The organism is Cellulosimicrobium sp. BMG9.22 (assembly GCF_059159975.1).
This window is the reverse complement of sequence record NZ_JBZGBY010000016.1, coordinates 13,886-34,061: the sequence shown is the minus strand read 5'-3', so window position 1 is coordinate 34,061 and position 20,176 is coordinate 13,886. Positions and strand designations below refer to the sequence as shown.

Below are 20,176 nucleotides of genomic sequence, written 5' to 3'. Positions count from 1 at the left end.
CCAGGCTATGCGGTGGACCTGCGCGCGTGGAGGTGCGCCGCGCGCCTGCGCCGTCGCGGCCCGGCGCGGGAGGACAATGGTCGCGTCCCTGGTCCCGCCGGGCGCGGGGTGTCGGACGCGTGACGTACCCTCACGTGCGGCACCGGGCGGCGAGCGCCCCGGCCGACCGCACGACCCGCACGTCCGCGAAGAACCGCGTCCGCACGGACGCACCGAACGGCAGGAGCCCGCAGGCCCATGGCGCGCAAGCCCTCGACCCCCTCGATCGACCCGGCCGAGGTGAACGAGAAGATCGTCGACATCGACGTCCAGGCGGAGATGGAGACGTCGTTCCTCGAGTACGCCTACTCCGTCATCTACTCGCGCGCGCTGCCCGACGCGCGCGACGGCCTCAAGCCCGTGCAACGCCGGATCCTCTACATGATGGCCGACATGGGTCTGCGCCCCGACCGCGCGCACGTGAAGTCGGCGCGCGTCGTCGGCGAGGTCATGGGCAAGCTCCACCCGCACGGCGACACCGCGATCTACGACGCGCTCGTGCGCCTCTCGCAGGACTTCTCGCTGCGGCTGCCGCTCGTCGACGGGCACGGCAACTTCGGCACGCTCGACGACGGCCCGGCCGCGTCCCGGTACACCGAGGCGCGCCTCGCCCCCTCGTCGCTCGCGATGACGGCGGGCCTCGACGAGGACGTCGTCGACTTCGTGCCGAACTACGACAACAAGCTGCAGCAGCCCGACGTGCTGCCGGCGGCGATCCCGAACCTGCTGGTCAACGGGGCGTCGGGCATCGCGGTGGGCATGGCGACGAACATGGCGCCGCACAACCTGGTCGAGGTCATCGCGGCCGCCCGTCACCTTGTGGCGCACCCCGACGCCGACCTCGACGCCCTCATGCGCTTCGTCCCCGGCCCCGACCTGCCGACGGGCGGCAAGATCGTCGGGCTCGACGGCGTGCGCGACGCGTACCGCACGGGCCGCGGCACGTTCCGCACGCGCGCCACGGCGCGCGTCGAGAACCTCACCCCGCGCCGCAAGGGCATCGTCATCACGGAGCTGCCCTACCTCGTGGGCCCCGAGAAGGTGATCGAGAAGATCGCCGACGGCGTCAAGACGAAGAAGATCCAGGGCATCACCGCGGCGACCGACCTCACGGACCGCGCGCACGGCCTGCGGATCGTCGTCGAGGTGAAGACCGGGTTCAACCCCGAGGCCGTGCTCGAGCAGCTCTACAAGTTCACGCCGCTCGAGGACTCGTTCGGCATGAACAACGTGGCGCTCGTCGACGGGCAGCCCCGCACACTGGGCCTGCGCGAGATGCTCACGGTGTGGGTGGACCACCGGATCGACGTCGTGCGGCGACGGTCCGAGCACCGCCTGCGCAAGCGCACCGAGCGCCTGCACCTCGTGGACGGCCTGCTCATCGCGATCGTCGACATCGACGAGGTCATCCAGGTCATCCGCACCTCCGACGACGCGCGCACCGCCCGCGAGCGCCTGCAGACGGTCTTCGACCTGTCCGAGCCGCAGTCCGAGTACATCCTCGAGCTGCAGCTGCGACGGCTGACGAAGTTCTCGCGCATCGAGCTGGAGAAGGAGCAGGAGACGCTGCGGCGCGAGATCGAGGAGCTGCAGGAGATCCTCGGGAGCGACGCGCGGCTCCGGGCCGTGGTCTCCGCCGAGATGGCGGACGTCGCCAAGACCTACGGCACACCGCGCCGCACGATCCTCCTCGAGTCCGCCGGTGCCGCGCCGACGACGACCGCGGCCGTGCCGCTCGAGGTCGCCGACACCGCCTGCTGGGCGCTGTTCTCCGCCACCGGGCTGCTCGCCCGGACGACCGACGAGACCGAGCCGGCACGGTCGGGTCCCCGGGCCGCGCACGACGTGCTGCGCGCCCGCGTGCGCACGACGGCGCGCGGCGAGGTCGGTCTCGTCACGAGCCGGGGGCGCGTCGTCCGCGTGTCGGTGCTCGACCTGCCGGCGATCCCGCCGACCGACAACGCCCCGAGCCTGTCGGGCGGCGTGCCGCTCAGCGAGGTCGTGGCGCTCGACCCGGGCGAGGAGGCGGTGACGATCGCGTCGCTCGACGCGGACGCTCCCCCGCTCGCGCTGGGCACCGCGCAGGGTGTCGTCAAGCGGGTCATGCCCGGCGACGTGCCGAGCAACCGGGACGCGTGGGAGATCGTCGGTCTCAAGGACGGCGACACGGTCGTGGGCGCCGCGCCCGCGAGCGACGCGGACGAGCTCGTGTTCGTCAGCAGCGACGCGTCCCTGCTGCACTTCGAGGCGTCGTCCGTCCGCCCGCAGGGCCGCGCCGCGGGCGGCATGGCGGGCATCCGGCTCGCCGAAGGGCATCGGGTGGCGTTCTTCGGCGTGGTGCCTGCAGACGTGCGTGACCTCTCGACGGTGGTCACGGTCGCCGGGTCGTCGAGCGCTCTTCCCGGTACGCAGACCGGCGCGGGCAAGGTCACTCCGTACGAGCTCTACCCCGGCAAGGGCCGCGGCACCGGCGGTGTCCGGGCCCACCGGTTCCTCAAGGGCGAGGACGCGCTCATCCTCGCCTGGGTCGGTCAGGGTCCCGCGCGCGCCGTCGGGTCCGGGGGTCAGGCGCTCGACCTGCCCGAGGTCGACCAGCGCCGCGACGGCTCCGGCACACCGCTCGCGTCACCGATCACCGCTGTGGGGTAGGGGCGAGCGTGACGCCACCCGAGACGGCGACCCCCGGCGGTCCGTCCGCCCCGGGCGCTCCGCCGTTCCGCGGCGGTGGACGTTCACTATCCCGCCGACGGCGGAGCACGCGCTGCGGTCGTGGTCGCGTCCGACCCGTCCTTCCGGTCCATCGTCGAGACCCAGACCCTCTGGTTGCCGGCCATCGCCCCGTACGTCCCGGGCCGGTTCTTCGAGCGTGAGCTCCCGCCGCTGCTCGCGGTTCTCGCACTGGTGCCCGCCCTTGATCTGGTGAATCTACCGGGCACAGGGCGCCTTCCCGAGTCGCTCCGCCTCGTGGACCGGCTTGCACGGTCGGAGGCGTGGCGAGCGTCGAGGCACCCGTGAGCTGTGCGGCGAGGTGGACGAGTGCGAGCAGGGCGAGCGCGCCCCACGCGGCGAGCATGGGCGTCGAGACTCCTTCGGTCGTGCGGCCGGCGCCGTTGCCGGCAGGGGAACCGTAGGCCCGCGTTCTCAACGCCGGACGACCGGCACCCGTGCGTGCGCAACTCCTCCGCAATGAACCGGTCGAACGCCGCGGTCAAGGGGACGCCGAGTGCGTCGGCGAGCCGCTTGGCGCGGGAACCGAGCGACATGACGTGCGTGACGTCGGCCCCAGCCCAGCGCCTCGCGCAGGGCGTCATCGCCCTGGTCACTCGCGGCCCGAACGTCACGTCGCCGTCGACCGTGCTGCTACACCCCGAGGACCAGGCGCAGGCCGTCGGAGACCTTCGACATCAGGTATCCGGGCAGGTGGCCAACGGGGTACGGCTCGAGGAACTCACGACTGACGGGCCCCACCTGCGAGACGACAGCGACCGAGTCCTTGTCCAGGCCGGATGCGGCTGTAGGGACGAGGACATTGCCCGGGAACGACTCGAGCCTGAGATTCGAGGTCAGTGGAACGACGATCACGGTGGTGATGGTCGAGGCGAGGAGCCAGTCTTCCTGGATCACCAGCGCCGGGCGGGTCTTCGCAGGCTCGCTTACGCGAGGCTGCCCGAAGTCCACCCAGACGACGTCACCGCGGGAGATCACCACTCGGTCCCGCGCACCATCTCGCGCTCGGAAGCAGCGAGGAACAAGCCGTCCTCGGACGGCTGCCCGGCGTCCGCGAGCGCAGCGTCTGCCAGCGCAGTCAGGTCGCTGCTGCCCTCGAGCTCGTCCGCGAACTTCTCGCCCGCGCGTCGGAAGAACTCCGAACGGTTCATGCCGTGCCGGGCAGCAATCCGCTCGAACCGCTCGAACTCACGATCGGGTACGGAGATGGCAGTCTTCATAGGCCGAGTATAACCAGTCATACCAGAGGTCGGCCAGGTGCTCGTGGGAGCGAGGCGGTCGTTCACGTCGAGCCGACGGACACGAACGACCACCTCTCTGTGAGAGCCGATCATGGGCGCCAGGAGGCGCACACCGCGACTCAGAGGCAGATGGCTGCGAACAGGACGGTGACGACTGTCGAGTCACGCTTGACGCTGGGCGCGTACGGTTTCACGGTCCGGGCTGGTCGACATGGTCGCCGAAGATGCGGTGCGGGGCCAGGTCCAGGCGTACCGCAGGATGAGGGCGAGAAGGATCAGTTCCAGTGCGATGCCCAGGCCGTAGAAGTACAGCCATGACTCGCCGACCACGTTGAACACCGTGACGGGGACGTAGAGCGAAGCCACGACGAGGTTCGCGATGCGGTTCACCCTGGCGGGCAACGTCGTCGACAGCACGACCATGAAGATCGGGACGGCCATGAGGATCAGCGCCGTGGTCGAGAAGGTCTGGGAGAGGTCGAACTCGAAGACCCTGCCGTCGAGGATGTCGCCGATGACGCCGGGCGTGAAGAAGTTGAGAATGTCCACGTAGGCGTACAGGAACATGAGGCTTGCCCACGCTGCGGCGAGCTTGGCTCTCACCGGGACCGGCTGGTCGTCCAGTGCGGTGATGGGTTGACGTGTTCTCATCATGGGCTCCGTTGTCGTGGTGCGGATCGGTAGGTCCACGATCGCTGGGCCCGGTGGCTGGGCACACCGGCCGGGAGGCTGGAGCTCACCTGGCCGACGGTATGGTCTCTCTCTCGTTCTTTCGGCGGGTACGCCGAGGCGCGCCGATCCCTAGGATTCTCGGCGCGCAACCCGACCTCGAGGTGGTGGGGGTGGCCGCAGACGGGCTCGCAGCGCTCGACCTGGCGACCCGGCTGCGTCCCGACGTCCTCCTCGTCGACATCCGGATGCCTGGGCTCGACGGCATCGAGGTGACGCGGCGCCTGGCCGGGCCGGACGTGACGGACCCGATGGCGGTCGTCGTGATCACCACTTTCGACCTCGACGAGTACGTCCTCGGCGCCCTCCGCGCCGGCGCCCGCGGCTTCCTGCTCAAGGACGCCGGGCCGGAGCTCCTCGTGCAGGCCATCCACGCGGCGGCCGACGGGGACGCGCTGATCGCCCCCAACGTCACCCGTCGGCTGCTGGCGACCTTCGCCGACCAGACGCCGGTGGTACCGGTCCAGCCCGTCGACTCGCTCACCGAGCGCGAGGAAGAGGTGCTCGCCCTGGTGGCACGGGGCCGGACGAACGCCGAGATCGCTACCGAGCTCTTCGTCAGCCTGAGCACGGTCAAGTCCCACGTGGCGTCGTTGATGACCAAGCTCGGCGCCCGCAACCGCGTCGAGATCGCGATGTGGGCCTACGACACCCGACGCGTGAGAGCAGACCAGTAGGTGCAGATCGCAGCGAGCGCCTGCCTCAGGCGTTCGCGAGCTCGCGGTCGTCGGCTGCAGGCTTCTGGTCCTCGTAGCGGCGGACGACGCGGCCGACGGTCGACCGCGCCACCGAAACCTGCTGGGCGATCTCACGCTGGCTCACGCCCTGGCGGGCGAGCTCGACGATGCGGCGGTCGCGATCGGTCGGGTCCTCGCCGAGGGAGGCCTCGTCAGGCTCGCTCGCCGCGGCCTGCACGTCGGCGCCGGGACGGGCGAGGTCGAAGACCTCGACGCGCCGCGTGTGACCGGTCACGGTCGGGGGCTCCACGACCGACGTCGCGTCGGTGTCCTCCGGGACGGGCTGGTCCCAGGGGAGCGGCTGGGCGCGCCCGAACAGCTCCTTCACCCGCGCCTCGAGATCGGGAAGCGCCTCGAACGCCGTCTCGGGCACGTAGGGCTTCTCGTCCGGCTCGACGGCGGAGGTCGCGACCGGCGCCGGGGCTGCCGGGGCAGCCTGGACCGGTGCGGCGGCCTGCGGCTCGACGGCCTGACGGACCTCGACCCGCTGAGGCGCCTCGACCGCGCGGACCGCGTCGTCGCGCGCCGACTCCAGCGCGAGGGTCTCCAGGTTGCGTGCCTCAGCGGGCGCAGCGGTCCGCGCGACGACGACCGCGGGAGCCTCGGCCGACCCACGGGCGGTACCGCGCTTCACGGAGCTCGCCCCGATGAGGTCGAGCCGGTTGCCGTGGCGCTCCGCGGCCTCCAGACGGTCGACCCAGATCTGCATGCGGCGCTCGAAGTCCTCGACCGTCAGCAGCTTGAGGGCAGCGTCACGGGCGGCGCGCTGACGCTGGTGCGCGGCCCGCACCTTGCGCAGGTCCGCCGACGAGCCCGAGCTGTCGACGCGCGCGTCGCGCCACTGCTCCATGGCGGTGACGTACCCGTGGACCCGCGTCTCGCGGCGGCGCTCGTCGAGCGTGTGGCCTGTGACCATGTGCCGCTCCCCCACGAGGGCGAGGTGCCACATGAGCGCGGCGACCAGCGGCGGCACGAACCGGAACACCACCATGTACGGCGTGCTGTCGGTCGGGACGGCGATCTCGTGGAGCGCCGCGAACACGCCCGAGGTGCCCGAGAGCACCCAGGTGAGCGTGAGGAGGATGCCGTACGGGCGACCCTCGAGCGCCGCGTTGCGCGCCATGAGCGCCACGGCGACGAGGCTGACCTCGAGGAAGCCCGCGAGTCCGTACGCCTCGAGCGGCGACATGTGCGCGACCTCGAGGCCGAACAGGACCATGCCGCTGTAGGCCAGGGCGGTCGCGATCGTCGCCGCGACGACCACCGCGACCATCGGGAGATGCCTGCCGCGGTAACGCACCTGTCGCGGGGATCCGCCCGAGCCGGTCTGGTCCTGCTGTGTCACGTCATCCTCCGAAAAGTGGTGTGGGCGCACATATCCCAACACTCAGGACACTCCTCGTCAACGCACCAGAAGGAATCGCAAGCCGATCGTGACCAGCGACGACGCGGGAGGGAACGCCACAGTGGTTTCGGCGGGCCGGGGTCTTCGAAGCGACCGCTCAGGCGGTCCACAGTGCGTCGATCGGGACGGCGCTGACCCGGTCGCCGAAGGGCGCGCTCGTTCGCCCAGTATGGAGGACGACACCTGCGACGAACCGACTACCGAGCCTGTCGCGGAGCTTGAGCAGCCACTTCGCGTCGCGGAGCCCCACGGACGACGCGGCTTTGACTTCGAGCCCCGCGACCCGTCCGTCGTCGGCCTCCAGGACGAGGTCGACCTCGTCACCGGCGCGGTCCCGGTAATGGCTGATGCGGACCGACTCTTCAGCCCAGCCCAGCTGTCGACGAAGCTCGCCCGCGATAAAGCCCTCGAGCAGGTGGCCCGCGACCTCTCCGTTGACCGTCGGCGCAGCACCGGCAGCCGATACGTTGACAAGCCTCGCCGCCAGGCCGGTGTCCAGGAGTGCGACCTTGGGCCGGGAGATCACCCGCTTGGACAGGTTCGTCGACCACGCGGGGATCCGCTGGATCAGGTAGAGCGTCTCCAAGAGCTCGAGGTGCGGCGTGAGCGTGCTGGCAGGAATACCTGTGTCGCCAGCGATGCTGGAGACGTTCAGCTCCTCGCTGTTGCGCGCGGCGAGCACCCGCAGGATGAGCGGCAGGTCTCCGAGTCGTTGAAGGTTCGAGACGTCGGGGGCATCTCGCTCGATGACGCGCGACAGGTAGTTGTCGAGCCACCGGTTACGGCGGCGACCCGCCTCCCGTGCGAGCGCCTCGGGGTAGGTCCCGGCGACTGCGCGCTCGAGGTAGTCGGCGCGACTGAGGCCGCTCTCGTGCCCCACGAACGTGTCACCGGCCATCAAGCGATCGATGAACTTCTCTCGACGGCTTTCCATCTCCCCTTGGGTGAACCCATGGAGCTCGATGCTCTCCGCGCGGCCCGCGAGACTGTCCTCGGTCGTGGGCAGACGCAGGAGGTTCGCGGAGCCTGTCAGCAGGAACCGCCCGGGCCGGGGATCGCGATCGACGACGAGCTTGAGGGCCAGGACGAGTTCGGGCACACGCTGGACCTCGTCGATCGCGAGCAGCCCGTCCGCCATCTGCCCGAGGAACCCGACAGGATCCGCCTGCGCGGCGGCACGCGTGACGTCGTCGTCGAACGTCACGAGGCGTCCCCGACGCTCCGCGACGACGTCGCGCAGCAGCGTCGTCTTGCCGACCTGCCGTGCTCCTTGGACGACGACGACGCGGGTGTCGTCCAGTGCCTCCGTGACCCGCGGCCTCACGTGACGTGCGATGGTCGTCATGGCGCGACGGTACCGACATCGTCGCCGATCCGCCAGGCCGGGCTCGTCAATTCGCCATGGTGCGCTCGTGGATTAGCCGAACATTGCTCGGGGATTCGCCGCACCGATGGGCCCGCACGGACCGCGGAGGATCTCCGTCATCCACCCCGCACAACAGCAGCAGCAAACGTCGACCGGACACACCAGGCCGCGCTCCCCCCGGGACACCTCTCACCGGTGCTGAAGGCGCGGCTCGACACCGGCGAGGTGTTCGTAGTCGCGGTCGTAGTGGATCAGCACTGCGTCGTTGTCGACGGCGCACGCCGCGAACAGCGTGTCGGTCGCCCCGGCAGCGCTGACCTTTCCGCCCGCCCACAGCGCTCGCTGCATCGCAGTGGCGATCACGTGCGTCCGCTCGCTGAGCGGCAGCACGGGGAACGCGGCAAGGTCGTCGTGCAGCCCGTCCCACTCGACAACGCTCCGAGCCGAGAACCCGAGCTCGAGTACGACGGGCGGCGCGAGGACGATCTGGCTCTCACGGGATGCGTCCGTGAGAGCTTTGCGGAAAGTCGGTGACGTGGCCCCTCGCCCACACCGAGGTGTCGACCAGGACCCGCATCGTCACCCGGCGGCCTTGGCCTGCACGTCCTCGTCGAGGAGATCCCCCAGGTGCTCGCGGCCAGCGAGACGGCCGATCGCTTCGAGCTGGCGGGCACGAACGATGACCTCGTTGAGCGCCGTGATGATGGTGCCCTTGGTGGTCTTCTCCCCCGTCGCCGCCTTGGCCTGTTCGACCAGACCTTCGGGAAGATCGACTGTCGTGACCGGCATGAGGACCACCTCCTGATACAGAGAAGCCGGTGACAGTCTATGCATCAGGAGCGGAGCGGCTACGCGGTGATCAGACGTTGAACCCCAGCGCGCGGAGCTGGTCCTTGCCGTCGTCGGTGATCTTCTCCGGGCCCCACGGCGGCATCCAGACCCAGTTGACGCGGAAGCCGTCGACGAGGCCGTCGAGCGCCTGCGCGGACTGGTCCTCGATGACGTCGGTCAGCGGGCAGGCCGCGGACGTGAGCGTCATGTCGATGATCGCGTGGTTGTTCTGGTCGACCTGGATGCCGTAGATGAGGCCGAGGTCGACGACGTTGATGCCGAGCTCGGGGTCGATGACGTCGCGGAGGGCCTCCTCGACGTCCGCCACCGTGGGCGGGCTCGGTGCGACGCCGCCCGTGGGCGCGCCGGTCGTGTCGGTGCTCATCGGTTCTCCTCCGTGGTCGCCGCGGCGTCCGCCGCGGTCGTGTGGTCCAGTGCGCCTGAGGTCACGAGCGAGTCCCGCAGCGCTGCCCAGCCGAGCAGGGCGCACTTGATGCGGGCAGGGTACAGCGAGACGCCGGTGAACGCGGTGGCGTCCTCGAGCTCGTCCTCCGCGGCTTCGTCGAGGCCCTTGCCGCGCGAGCCCATGAGCTCGCGGAAGACCTCGCCGAGGTGCTCCGCCTCGGTGACAGGTCGCCCGGTCACGAGGTCGGTGAGGACGGACAGGGACGCCTGCGAGATGCTGCAGCCCTGTCCATCCCAGCTCACGCGGCCGATCGTGTCGCCGGCGAGCTCGACGCGCAGCGTCACCTCGTCGCCGCAGGTCGGGTTCACCTGGTGCGACTGGCCGCTGGCCGCGCCGTCGGCCACCTCGACGAGGCCCCGCCCGTGCGGGGTCTTCGCGTGGTCGAGGATGACCTGCTGGTACATCTGCTCGATCGAGCTCATGGAGTCCTCTCAGTCCACCGAGAAGAACGCTCGGACCCCGGCCAATGCTTCCCGGAAGGCGTCGACGTCCTCGCGCGTCGTGTACACGGACGCGGACGCGCGTGCCGTGGCCGCGACGCCGAACCGACGGTGCAGGGGCTGCGCGCAGTGGTGCCCGACGCGCACGGCGATGCCGGCGTCGTCGAGCACCTGCCCGACGTCGTGGGCGTGCACGCCGTCCACGACGAACGACACGACCGCGAGCCGGTCGACCGGCTCGCGCGGACCGACGATCCGCACGCCCGGGATCTCCCCGATGCGCAGCAGCTCGGCGGCGAGCTCGTGCTCGTGCGCCGCGACGCCCTCCATGCCGAGCTCGTCCAGGTATCTCGCGGCCGCCCCGAACCCGACGATCTGCGCGACCGCCTGCGTGCCCGCCTCGAAGCGCTGCGGTGGGGCCATGTAGCTCGACTCGGTCATCGTGACGACCTCGATCATCGACCCGCCGGTCGTCACGGGCGGGAGCGCCTCGAGCAGCTCGCGCCGCCCGTAGAGCGCGCCGACGCCCGTCGGCCCGAGCATCTTGTGCGACGAGAACACGGCGAAGTCGACGCCCAGCGCGGGCAGGTCGATCGGCAGGTGCGGCACGGACTGGCACGCGTCGAGCACGGTGAGCGCGCCGACGTCGCGCGCCCGGGCCACGATCGGCGCGACCGGAGTCACGGCGCCGGTCACGTTCGACACGTGCGTGAACGCGACGACGCGCGTCCGATCGGTGATGACGCTCGCCGCGTCCTCGACGCGCACGCGGCCGTCGTCGTCCACGTCGAACCAGCGCAGCACGGCGCCCGTGCGGGCCGCGAGCTCCTGCCACGGGACGATGTTCGCGTGGTGCTCGGCCTCGGTGATCACGATCTCGTCGCCCGGCGCGAGCGCGAACCGCCGCGCCGCGGATCCCCCGCGACCGAGCGTCGCGTTCGAGATCCCGTACGCGACGAGGTTGATCGCCGCCGTCGCGCCGGACGTCCAGACGATCTCGCCCGGTCGCGCGCCGACGAACGACGCGACGTCCGCGCGCGCGGCCTCGAACGCCTCGGTCGCCTCTTCAGCGAGCTGGTGCGCGCCGCGGTGCACCGCGGCGTTGCGCTCCTCGTAGAAGTCGACCTCGGTGTCGAGGACGACCTGCGGCTTCTGCGACGTCGCCGCGGAGTCGAGGTAGACGAGCGGACGACCACCGCGCACGGTGCGCTCGAGCAGCGGGAAGTCCGCCCGCACGGCGGCGAGCTCGCCGGCGCTCAGGCGCGCCGACGGACCGGCGGGCTGCTCGGCGGTGTGCGCGGTGGTCGTCATGGTCGTCTCCTCGAACGTGGCGCGACCGCTCAGGCGGACGCTGCCGACGCGGACTCGACCGCACCGGGGAGGTAGCGGTCGTAGCCCTCCTCCTCGAGACGGTCCGCGAGCTCGGAGCCGCCCTGCTCGGCGACCTTGCCGTCGACGAAGACGTGGACGAAGTCCGGCTTGATGTAGCGCAGGATGCGCGTGTAGTGCGTGATGAGCAGGACGCCCGCGTCGGTGTTCCCGTGGACGCGGTTGACGCCCTCGGAGACGATGCGCAGCGCATCGACGTCGAGGCCCGAGTCGGTCTCGTCGAGGATGGCGAACTTCGGGCTGAGGAGCTCCATCTGGAGGATCTCGTGGCGCTTCTTCTCGCCGCCGGAGAAGCCCTCATTGACCGAGCGCTCCGCGAACGACGCGTCCATCCGCAGCCGCTCCATGGCGCCCTTGACGTCCTTGGTCCAGTGGCGCAGCGCGGGGGCCTCGCCGGCGATCGCGGTCTTCGCGGTGCGCAGGAAGTTCGAGACGCTCACGCCCGGGACCTCGACGGGGTACTGCATCGCGAGGAACAGGCCCGCGCGGGCGCGCTCGTCGACGCTCATCGCGAGGACGTCCTCGCCGTCGAGCGTCACGGTGCCGCTCGTCACCTGGTACTTGGGGTGGCCGGCGATGGAGTAGGCGAGCGTGGACTTGCCCGAGCCGTTCGGGCCCATGATGGCGTGGATCTCGCCGCTGGCGATCGTCAGGTCGACGCCGCGCAGGATCGGCTTCGGCCCTTCCTTGGTCTCGACGCTGACGTGCAGGTCGCGGATCTCGAGAGTGGACATCTGGTTCTTCTCCAAGAGGTTCTGTGAGCTGTGGGGCGCGAGGCGCGCCGTGTCATTTCTGGCGGATCGACGGGGCGGTTCAGGTCGGGGCGACGACGCGGTCGACGTCGACGAGCACCTGCTCGCCGTCGACCGTCACCGGGTAGACGGGCACCGGCCGCATCGCGGGCAGCGCGGTCGGCATGCCGGTCCGCAGGTCGAACTGCGAGCCGTGCAGCCAGCACTCGACGAAGCATCCCTCGACCTCGCCGTCCGACAGCGACACCGCCCCGTGGGAGCAGATGTCTGAGATCGCGTGCCAGTCGCCGTCCCCGTCACGGATGACGGCGACCTCGACGACCCGCCCGTCGGCGGCCGGGAGCTCGACGCGCAGCGCCTCCTCCGGGCCGAGGTCCGCCGTCGTGCAGGCGGGCTGTGCGGTCACGCCGTGGCCTCGGCGGGCTCGGCGCTCCCGTCGATGATCGACATGGACTTGCTGAGCTCGCGCTCGATCGCCTCGAGCAGGCGCTCCTCGACCGACGCGACGCCGATCTCCTGGATGAGCTCGGCGAAGAACCCCCGGACGACGAGGCGGCGCGCCTCGCTCTCCGGGATGCCGCGAGCCTGCAGGTAGAAGAGCTGCTCGTCGTCGAAGCGACCGGTCGCGGACGCGTGGCCCGCGCCCTCGATCTCGCCCGTCTCGATCTCGAGGTTCGGCACCGAGTCGGCCCGCGCGCCCTCCGTGAGGACGAGGTTGCGGTTGAGCTCGTAGGTGTCGGTGCCCTCGGCCTCGGCCCGGATGAGCACGTCGCCCACCCACACCACGTGCGCGCCCTCGCCCTGCAGCGCGCCCTTGTACGTGACGCGCGACTTGCAGCGCGGGACGGCGTGGTCGACGAAGAGGCGGTGCTCCTGGTGCTGGTCCGCGTCGGCGAAGTACAGGCCGACCATCTCGACCTCGCCGCCCTCGGCGGTGAACTCCGCGTCGGGGGTGAGGCGCACGACGTCGCCGCCGAGCGTCACGACGACGTGCTTGAGGCGCGCGTCGCGACCGATGCGGGCCCGGTGCGACGACGCGTGCACGGCGCCGCCCGCCCAGTCCTGCACGGAGACGACGGTGAGGTGCGCGCCGTCCTCGACGACGATCTCGACCGTCTCGTTGAGGGTGGCGTTCCCGACGTGGTCGAGCACGACGACGGCCTCCGAGTGCCGCTCGGCGCGCACGAGGACGTGGCTCGCCGTGGGCGTGGAGCCGTGGCCCTCGATCCGCACGGAGGTCACGTCGGACGCGACGGCCTCCTTCGGCACGGTGATGACCGTGGACTGCTCGAACGCGTTCCAGGCCGTCACGGCCGTGCGGTCGCCGGGCTTGCCGGCGGTGCCGAGCCGGGCGTCGTCGCGACCGACGATCGAGACCTCGACCTCGGGCGCCTCGACGACCGTGACGCGCACGTCGCCGCCGCCGCTCTGGCCGACGAGCTTCTCCTCGAACAGCGGCGCGAGCCGCGCGCCGGGCGAGAAGCGCCACTCCTCCTCGCGCCCGGAGGGCACGGGGATGTCGGCGAGGTCGAACGACGTGAGGCGCTCGGCGCGCGAGCCCTGGGGCACGACTCCGTGGGAGTGCGCCCCGTCGGCCTGCGCGCGCGAGTGGTCGGTGGTCAGTCCGGCCTCTTCGGGAATGGTGGTGGTGGTCATATCAGCCGACGGACCCTTCCATCTGCAGCTCGATGAGGCGGTTGAGCTCGAGCGCGTACTCCATGGGCAGCTCGCGCGCGATGGGCTCGACGAACCCGCGCACAATCATGGCCATCGCCTCGGTCTCCTCCATGCCTCGGGACATGAGGTAGAACAGCTGGTCCTCGCTCACCCGCGAGACCGTCGCCTCGTGCCCCATGGACACGTCGTCCTCGCGGACGTCGACGTACGGGTAGGTGTCGGACCGGGAGATCTGGTCGACGAGCAGCGCGTCGCACAGGACGGTCGAGGCCGAGTGCGCGGCACCCTCGAGCACCTGCACGAGGCCGCGGTACGACGTGCGACCGCCGCCGCGCGCGACCGACTTCGACACGATGGACGACGACGTGTGCGGGGCCGCGTGCACCATCTTGGCGCCCGCGTCCTGGTGCTGGCCCTCGCCCGCGAACGCGATGGACAGCGTCTCGCCGCGCGCGTGCTCGCCGAGCAGGTAGATCGCCGGGTACTTCATGGTGACCTTGGAGCCGATGTTGCCGTCGACCCACTCCATCGTCGCGCCCTCGGCCGCGGTCGCCCGCTTGGTCACGAGGTTGTAGACGTTGTTCGACCAGTTCTGGATGGTCGTGTAGCGCACGCGGGCGTTCTTCTTGACGATGATCTCGACGACCGCGGAGTGCAGCGAGTCGCTCGAGTAGATCGGCGCGGTGCAGCCCTCGACGTAGTGCACGTACGAGCCCTCGTCCGCGATGATCAGCGTCCGCTCGAACTGGCCCATGTTCTCCGTGTTGATGCGGAAGTAGGCCTGCAGCGGGATCTCGACGTGCACGCCCGGCGGCACGTAGACGAACGACCCACCCGACCACACGGCCGAGTTGAGCGCCGCGAACTTGTTGTCGCCCGACGGGATGACGGTGCCGAAGTACTCCTGGAAGAGCTCCGGGTGCTCGCGCAGCGCGGTGTCGGTGTCGAGGAAGATGACGCCCTGCTTCTCGAGCTCCTCGTTGATCTGGTGGTAGACCACCTCGGACTCGTACTGCGCCGCGACGCCCGCGACGAGGCGCTGCTTCTCCGCCTCGGGGATGCCGAGCTTGTCGTACGTCGCCTTGATGTCCTCGGGCAGGTCCTCCCACGAGGCCGCCTGCTTCTCCGTGGACCGTACGAAGTACTTGATGTTGTCGAAGTCGATGCCCGTGAGGTCGGAGCCCCAGCTCGGCATGGGCTTCTTGCCGAACAGGCGCAGCGCCTTGAGCCGGGTCTTGAGCATCCACTCCGGCTCGTTCTTCAGCGCGGAGATGTTGCGCAAGACGTCCTCGGAGAGGCCGCGCTGCGCCGTGGCGCCGGCGGCGTCGGCGTCGTGCCAGCCGTACTCGTAGGCGCCGATCGAGGCGATGATCTGGTCGTCGGTCTGCTTCTCACCGGTCGGCTGGGCCGTGCCGGCGGCGTCCTGGGTGGGAGCGCTCATGGTGTTCCTTCCACTGTCCGTCGATGCGGAGGGGGCAGTCGGTTCGGGGGGCGGCCGGGATGGCCCGGCGGGTGGTCGTGCTGGAGGTGCGGGTCAGGGCTCGTCCGACGGCGGTCTCCCCCGCGTGCGGACGTCACCGGCGCCCGGGAGGCGGGCGGCGGGGTGGAGCGGGACGTTGGTCGTGCACGCGTGCCCGCCCGTGGCGAGCGTCGCGAGGCGCTGCACGTGCGAGCCGAGCAGCTTCGCGAACACCTGCGCCTCCGCCTCGCACAGCTGGGGGAACTCCTCGGCGACGTGCTGCACCGGGCAGTGGCCCTGGCAGAGCTGCACGGCGAGGGTGCCCGGGACGGGCCGCACACTCGCCGCGTACCCGTCGTCCGCGAGCGCCGCGGCGAGCTGCACGGCCCGCCCCTCGACGTCGTCGGCGTCGAGGCGCGCGGCGTAGCGGTCGGCGAGCCCGGCGAGGCGGTCGTGCGCGAAGCGCTCGACGGCGTCCGGGCCGCCGACGTCGCGCAGGTACCGCAGCGCCTCGGTCGCGAGGTCGGCATAGGTGCCCGTGAGCTCGCCCTGACCGGCCGACGTCGTCACGTAGCGCCGCGCGGGCCGGCCGCGCATGCCGGTGGCGTGCCCGGCGTCGTACACGGCGACGAGGTCGTCCTCCTCGAGGAGGGCGAGATGGCGGCGGACGGCGGCGGGCGTGAGCCCGAGGGTCGCCGCGAGCTCGGCGGCGCTCACGGGGCCCTCGCTCGCCACGAGCTCGAGCACGCGCTCGCGCGTGCGGCGGTCGGCGTCGGTCGCGACGTGCACGGTCGGGGCCTCGGGCACGGTCGGCACCTCGGGCACGGCAGGGAGCAGCGCGTCCGGGCGGACGGATCCTGCGGACATGCACACCTCCTGCGGCGTCGTCGCGGGCACGCGTGCGCGCAGCACGCAGCTCGATATAGAGAACATGGTTGTTCCCTAATTGCCTGAGCGCAAGCAAGGCGACCCTCAGCGGGCCCCCGGAAGGCGGCGATGTGGCGTACGCGACACCCGGCCGAGCAGGCCTGCAGGAGAGATCCCGCGCCCGCCGCCAGCCCCTAGAATCGGCGGGTGCCCGCCCCCGCCGTGCTCGTGCACGACCTCGTCAAGCGCTACGACGGTCGTGCCGTCGTCGACGGCGTGTCGCTCACCGCGGAGCGCGGCGCCATCACCGCGGTCCTCGGGCCGAACGGTGCGGGCAAGACGACGACCGTCGAGAGCTGCGAGGGCCTGCGCACGCCCGACTCCGGTCGCGTCCAGGTGCTCGGGCTCGACCCGGTGAGCGACGCGCGCGACCTGCGCCCGCGCGTCGGCGTGATGCTGCAGGACGGCGGCCTGCCCACCGGCGTCCGCGCGCTCGAGATGCTGCGGCACGTCGCGTCCATGTACGCGGACCCGCGCGACGTCGGCGAGCTCACCGAGCGCCTGGGCCTCGAGAGCTTCGCGCGCACGACCGTGCGCCGCCTCTCGGGCGGCCAGCGCCAGCGCCTCGCGCTCGCCGCGGCGGTCGTCGGGAGGCCGGAGGTCGTGTTCCTCGACGAGCCGAGCGCGGGCATGGACCCGCAGAGCCGCCACGCGGTGTGGGAGCTCGTGCGCGAGCTGCGCGCCGACGGCGTCGGCATCGTGCTCACGACCCACCTCATGGACGAGGCGGAGGACCTTGCCGACCACGTGTACGTCGTCGACCACGGCAAGGTCATCGCGTCCGGGACGACGCGCGACCTGCTCGAGACCGGCGCCGACGGCGAGCAGGACCGCACCGTCCGCTTCGAGGCGACGCCGGGGCTCGACCTCGCGGGCCTGGACGCCGTGCTCGCCGGTCAGGTCGCGCAGAGCACGGGCTCGACGGACACCGTTCCCGGCGCCACGGCCGCGCCCACGTGGGTCGTCGCCGAGCAGCAGCCCGGCTCCTACGCGCTGACGGGCCCCGCCGACCCTGCCACGCTCGTGGCGCTGACCACGTGGCTCGCCGCGCGCAGCGTCCTCACGTCGCGCGTCACGGTGGGCCGCCGCACGCTCGAGGACGTGTTCCTCGACCTCACGGGACGGCACCTGCGATGAGCGACCGAACGCACCCCGCGCCCGCCGCGACCACGTCATCCGCAGGACCGGGCGTCGCACCGTCGTCGAGCGCGCTCGCCGCGCCCGCGTGGCGTCGCGTCGCGTCGCAGACCGCGTTCGAGACGCGCATGATCCTGCGCAACGGGGAGCAGCTCCTCGTGACGATCATCCTGCCCGTGATGCTGCTCCTCGGTCTCGTCCTCACGTCGTTCATCGACCTCGACACGGGCGGCGCCTCGCGCGTCGACTTCGTGACGCCCGGCGTGCTCGCACTCGCCGTCATGTCCACGGCGTTCACGTCGCAGGCGATCGCCACGGCCTTCGACCGCCGCAACGGCGTGCTGCGGCTCATGTCGACGACCCCGCTCGGGCGCGGCGGGCTGCTCGCGGGCAAGGTGCTCGGGGTGCTCGCGGTGGAGGTCGTGCAGGTCGTGGTCATCTCGGCCGTCGCGCTGAGCCTGGGGTGGCGTCCCGACCCGGCGGGGATCCCCGCGGCCCTGCTCGCGATCCTGCTCGGGACCGCGGCCTTCACGTCGCTCGCCATGCTCCTGGCCGGCACATTGCGGGCCGAGGGCGTGCTCGCCGTCGCGAACCTCGTGCTCGTCCTGCTCACGGTCGGCGGCGGCGTCCTCGTCCCCGCGGACCAGCTCCCCGGCCCGCTCGCACACGTCGCGCTCCTGCTCCCGTCGGGCGCGCTGGGCGAGGCGATGCGCGGCGCGCTGCTCGACGGCGCCGTCCCGCCGTTCTCCGTCGTCGTCCTGCTCGGCTGGACCGCCGCCCTCGGCTGGGGCGCGGGCAAACTCTTCCGCTGGACCTGAGCGGTCACCGGCGGCACGACGTCGCATCTCACACCCGCAGGATTCCAAGGCTCGCGCGGACCCCCGATACCGTGGGACGGTGAGCACCCTGCCCCCCGCGCCGGATCCCGCCGCCACCGACCGTGCCGCTGCCGGCGCGACAGCCCGCGCGACCGGAGATGCCGCAGGCCGTCCCGACCGGCTCGCGCCGCTGCGTCGCTGGACCCGTCCGGTGCTCGTCGCGAACCTCGTCGGCCAGATCGGCATCATCGTCACCGGCGGCGCCGTGCGGCTCACCGAGTCGGGGCTCGGCTGCTCGACGTGGCCCGAGTGCCACCCCGGCCAGTTCACGGCCGAGTTCCACCCCGCGACGACGTACAACGAGTTCGTCGAGTTCGGGAACCGCACGCTCGCGGGCGTGCTCTCGGTCATCGCCGTGGCGGTGCTCGTGCTCGTGTGGACGGACCGGTCGCGCGCCCTGTCGTACCGGCTCCTCGGCGCGGTCCCGCTGCTCGGCGTCGCCGCGCAGGCCGTGATCGGCGGGGTCATCGTCCTGCTGCACCTGCACCCCGGCTGGGTCTCGGTGCACTTCCTCGCCTCGGCCGCCCTCGTGTCCGTGTCGCTGCTCCTGCTGCACCGGTCCGGCGAGGGCGACGGCCCACCGGTCCCCACGGTCGGCCCGCGCACCCGTGCGCTCGCCTGGGCCCTCGCCGCGCTCACCGCGGTGGTCGTGGCGCTCGGTGTCGTCGTCACCGGTGCCGGCCCGCACAGCGGCGACGCCGAGGTCGGCTACCGCTTCGCCGTGGACCCCGCGCTCGTGAGCAAGTTCCACGCGGGGGCCGTCTGGATCTTCGTCGCCGTCCTCGTCGCGTACCTCGTGAGTGTCCGCCGCGGCCCGCAGCAGGTCCGCCGCGCCGCCTGGCTCCTCCTCGCGATCACGCTCGCCCAGGGAGCGATCGGCTACGTCCAGTACTTCACGGGCCTGCCCGCGCTGCTCGTCGGCCTCCACATGCTCGGCTCGGCACTCCTCGTCGCGGGCACCACGCGCGTCGTCCTCACCACGCGAACCCGCGCCTGACCCAGCCTCTTCGCCGAAGTAGAGCCGCGGTCACGCGAGTCAGTGCCCTCGGGCGGGCACACGACCAGGGCTCTACCTCGGCGCGGGCGACGGCCGCGTGAACCGCAGCGGCGTCCACCCGAGCGGGAGCGGGCCACGGACGTCAGCGCGCTCGCGATCGGCGGCGTCCGACCAACCCTGGGCGTCGAGTCCGCCGTGTGTCCCGACGGCGCCCCGCGCTACCCGGAAGCCGACGTCCTCGATCCGCGCGTCAGGAGCGCTGCCCCGACGCACCGACGCACGAACGCTCCAGGCGCGGTCGGCCCATCCCCCACCGCGCAGGCTCCGGTACTCCCCGTACCGCGCCGTGTCCGCGAAGTCCCAGCACCACTCCCACACATTGCCGAGCATGTCGTGCGCGCCGTACGCGTTGGGCGCCTTCCCGGCCACGGGCTGCGGACCGGGTACGTCGTCGGCCTCCGTCCAGGCGACCTCGGCCAGCGGCCCGTACGCCGGTCCGGACGTCCCGGCCCGGCACGCGTGCTCCCACTCCGCCTCGGTCGGCAGGCGGAAGCCGCCCGCGCTCACGTCCCACTCGACGTCGCGACCGTCGAGACGGTAGGCCCGGGCCAGTCCCGCGACGTCGGACGCGACGTTGCACCAGTGCACGGCCTCGAACCACGTGAAGCCGTGCACGGGCACGTCGGTGAGTACCGGACGGGGCGGTGTGTCCGCCGCGAAACCCGGCGTCTCCTCCGCGTCGAGGAGATCGGGCTCGCGCGCCGCAGCAGCCACGGCACGGTGCTCGGCGACCGTCACGGGCGCCCGGCCGATCTCGAACGCGGCGAGCCCGACGACCCGGGCCGAGCTCGACCGTGCGTCGGTGAGCTCGATCCTCCCGGCGGGGACACGGACGAGCGTCGGTGCGAAGGTGGTCACGCGAGGTGACGCTACCCGAGGCGTGCCGCGCGCCGACCGGGCGGACGCCAGATCGACGGTC

Annotated in this window: 20 protein-coding genes and 2 pseudogenes; 6 read left to right on the top strand and 16 right to left on the bottom strand. The window is 71.7% G+C overall.

What is annotated here, in order from left to right; all coding sequences use genetic code 11:
- Positions 1-237 precede the first annotated feature (237 nt).
- Positions 238-2,688, top strand: a complete 2,451-nt coding sequence (locus tag AC4H2H_RS12110) for a DNA gyrase/topoisomerase IV subunit A (RefSeq protein ID WP_494371060.1) — start codon at positions 238-240, stop codon at positions 2,686-2,688.
- Positions 2,689-2,757: 69 nt separating this feature from the next.
- Positions 2,758-3,054 (top strand): annotated as a pseudogene (locus tag AC4H2H_RS12105) (endonuclease V); the annotation flags it as partial.
- Positions 3,055-3,399: 345 nt separating this feature from the next.
- Here AC4H2H_RS12105 and AC4H2H_RS12100 read toward each other — a convergent pair.
- The 3 genes from AC4H2H_RS12100 to AC4H2H_RS12090 form a co-directional block, all read right to left on the bottom strand.
- The gene (locus AC4H2H_RS12100) at positions 3,400-3,747 is read right to left on the bottom strand and encodes a type II toxin-antitoxin system PemK/MazF family toxin (RefSeq protein WP_494371059.1); all 348 of its coding nucleotides are present in this window, start codon (positions 3,745-3,747) and stop codon (positions 3,400-3,402) included.
- Positions 3,741-3,986, bottom strand: a complete 246-nt coding sequence (locus tag AC4H2H_RS12095) for a ribbon-helix-helix protein, CopG family (RefSeq protein WP_494371058.1) — start codon at positions 3,984-3,986, stop codon at positions 3,741-3,743. The genes AC4H2H_RS12100 and AC4H2H_RS12095 overlap by 7 nt, the downstream gene beginning before the upstream one ends.
- 183 nt (positions 3,987-4,169) lie before the next feature.
- A complete protein-coding gene (locus AC4H2H_RS12090; RefSeq protein ID WP_494371057.1) occupies positions 4,170-4,658 on the bottom strand; it encodes a DUF6326 family protein in 489 nt (162 codons plus the stop codon).
- 101 nt (positions 4,659-4,759) lie between these two features.
- Here AC4H2H_RS12090 and AC4H2H_RS12085 point away from each other — a divergent pair, with 101 nt between their 5' ends.
- A complete protein-coding gene (locus AC4H2H_RS12085; protein WP_494371056.1) occupies positions 4,760-5,413 on the top strand; it encodes a LuxR C-terminal-related transcriptional regulator in 654 nt (217 codons plus the stop codon).
- A 25-nt stretch (positions 5,414-5,438) separates the two neighbouring features.
- Here AC4H2H_RS12085 and AC4H2H_RS12080 read toward each other — a convergent pair whose 3' ends face one another.
- The 12 genes and pseudogenes from AC4H2H_RS12080 to AC4H2H_RS12025 all read right to left on the bottom strand — a co-directional run bounded on the left by AC4H2H_RS12080 (position 5,439) and on the right by AC4H2H_RS12025 (position 16,125).
- Positions 5,439-6,818: a helix-turn-helix domain-containing protein gene (locus AC4H2H_RS12080; RefSeq protein WP_494371055.1), complete on the bottom strand. Its 1,380-nt coding sequence runs from the start codon at positions 6,816-6,818 to the stop codon at positions 5,439-5,441.
- Positions 6,819-6,975: 157 nt separating this feature from the next.
- Complete coding sequence (locus tag AC4H2H_RS12075) at positions 6,976-8,223, bottom strand: ATP-binding protein (RefSeq protein WP_494371054.1); 1,248 nt, start codon at positions 8,221-8,223, stop codon at positions 6,976-6,978.
- Positions 8,224-8,433: 210 nt separating this feature from the next.
- Positions 8,434-8,757, bottom strand: a pseudogene (locus AC4H2H_RS12070) (PIN domain-containing protein); the annotation flags it as partial.
- Between the two features lie 66 nt (positions 8,758-8,823).
- On the bottom strand, positions 8,824-9,033 hold the full coding sequence (locus tag AC4H2H_RS12065) for a hypothetical protein (RefSeq protein WP_494371053.1): 210 nt from the start codon (positions 9,031-9,033) through the stop codon (positions 8,824-8,826).
- A gap of 70 nt (positions 9,034-9,103) precedes the next feature.
- The gene (locus AC4H2H_RS12060) at positions 9,104-9,460 is read right to left on the bottom strand and encodes a metal-sulfur cluster assembly factor (protein ID WP_494371052.1); all 357 of its coding nucleotides are present in this window, start codon (positions 9,458-9,460) and stop codon (positions 9,104-9,106) included.
- Positions 9,457-9,963 (bottom strand): Fe-S cluster assembly sulfur transfer protein SufU, encoded by a 507-nt coding sequence (sufU, locus tag AC4H2H_RS12055; protein ID WP_494371051.1) that lies wholly within the window; start codon positions 9,961-9,963, stop codon positions 9,457-9,459. Before sufU ends, AC4H2H_RS12060 begins: the two co-directional genes overlap by 4 nt.
- A 9-nt stretch (positions 9,964-9,972) precedes the next feature.
- Positions 9,973-11,292, bottom strand: a complete 1,320-nt coding sequence (locus tag AC4H2H_RS12050) for a SufS family cysteine desulfurase (RefSeq protein WP_494371050.1) — start codon at positions 11,290-11,292, stop codon at positions 9,973-9,975.
- Positions 11,293-11,321: 29 nt separating this feature from the next.
- Positions 11,322-12,104 carry a Fe-S cluster assembly ATPase SufC gene (gene sufC / locus AC4H2H_RS12045; RefSeq protein ID WP_494371049.1) on the bottom strand — a complete coding sequence of 261 codons (783 nt, stop codon included), beginning with the start codon at positions 12,102-12,104 and terminating at the stop codon, positions 11,322-11,324.
- A 79-nt stretch (positions 12,105-12,183) separates the two neighbouring features.
- Positions 12,184-12,528 (bottom strand): non-heme iron oxygenase ferredoxin subunit, encoded by a 345-nt coding sequence (locus AC4H2H_RS12040; RefSeq protein WP_494371048.1) that lies wholly within the window; start codon positions 12,526-12,528, stop codon positions 12,184-12,186.
- A complete protein-coding gene (sufD, locus tag AC4H2H_RS12035) occupies positions 12,525-13,778 on the bottom strand; it encodes a Fe-S cluster assembly protein SufD (RefSeq protein ID WP_494371047.1) in 1,254 nt (417 codons plus the stop codon). The genes AC4H2H_RS12040 and sufD overlap by 4 nt, the downstream gene beginning before the upstream one ends.
- Before the next feature lies 1 nt (position 13,779).
- Positions 13,780-15,240 (bottom strand): Fe-S cluster assembly protein SufB, encoded by a 1,461-nt coding sequence (sufB, locus tag AC4H2H_RS12030; protein WP_494371046.1) that lies wholly within the window; start codon positions 15,238-15,240, stop codon positions 13,780-13,782.
- Positions 15,241-15,333: 93 nt separating this feature from the next.
- Positions 15,334-16,125, bottom strand: coding sequence for a helix-turn-helix transcriptional regulator (locus AC4H2H_RS12025; protein WP_494371045.1), 792 nt, complete (start codon positions 16,123-16,125; stop codon positions 15,334-15,336).
- Positions 16,126-16,332: 207 nt separating this feature from the next.
- On the opposite strand from AC4H2H_RS12025, the gene AC4H2H_RS12020 reads away from it, so the two are divergent.
- From AC4H2H_RS12020 to AC4H2H_RS12010, 3 genes are all read left to right on the top strand, one after another.
- Entirely contained in the window at positions 16,333-17,322 is a 990-nt protein-coding gene (locus AC4H2H_RS12020; RefSeq protein WP_494371044.1) for an ABC transporter ATP-binding protein, read from the top strand.
- Entirely contained in the window at positions 17,319-18,140 is an 822-nt protein-coding gene (locus AC4H2H_RS12015; RefSeq protein ID WP_494371043.1) for an ABC transporter permease, read from the top strand. The genes AC4H2H_RS12020 and AC4H2H_RS12015 overlap by 4 nt, the downstream gene beginning before the upstream one ends.
- 79 nt (positions 18,141-18,219) lie before the next feature.
- Entirely contained in the window at positions 18,220-19,197 is a 978-nt protein-coding gene (locus tag AC4H2H_RS12010) for a COX15/CtaA family protein (protein WP_494371042.1), read from the top strand.
- 72 nt (positions 19,198-19,269) lie between these two features.
- Here AC4H2H_RS12010 and AC4H2H_RS12005 read toward each other — a convergent pair whose 3' ends face one another.
- Complete coding sequence (locus AC4H2H_RS12005) at positions 19,270-20,115, bottom strand: formylglycine-generating enzyme family protein (RefSeq protein WP_494371041.1); 846 nt, start codon at positions 20,113-20,115, stop codon at positions 19,270-19,272.
- Between the last annotated feature and the right edge of the window lie 61 nt (positions 20,116-20,176).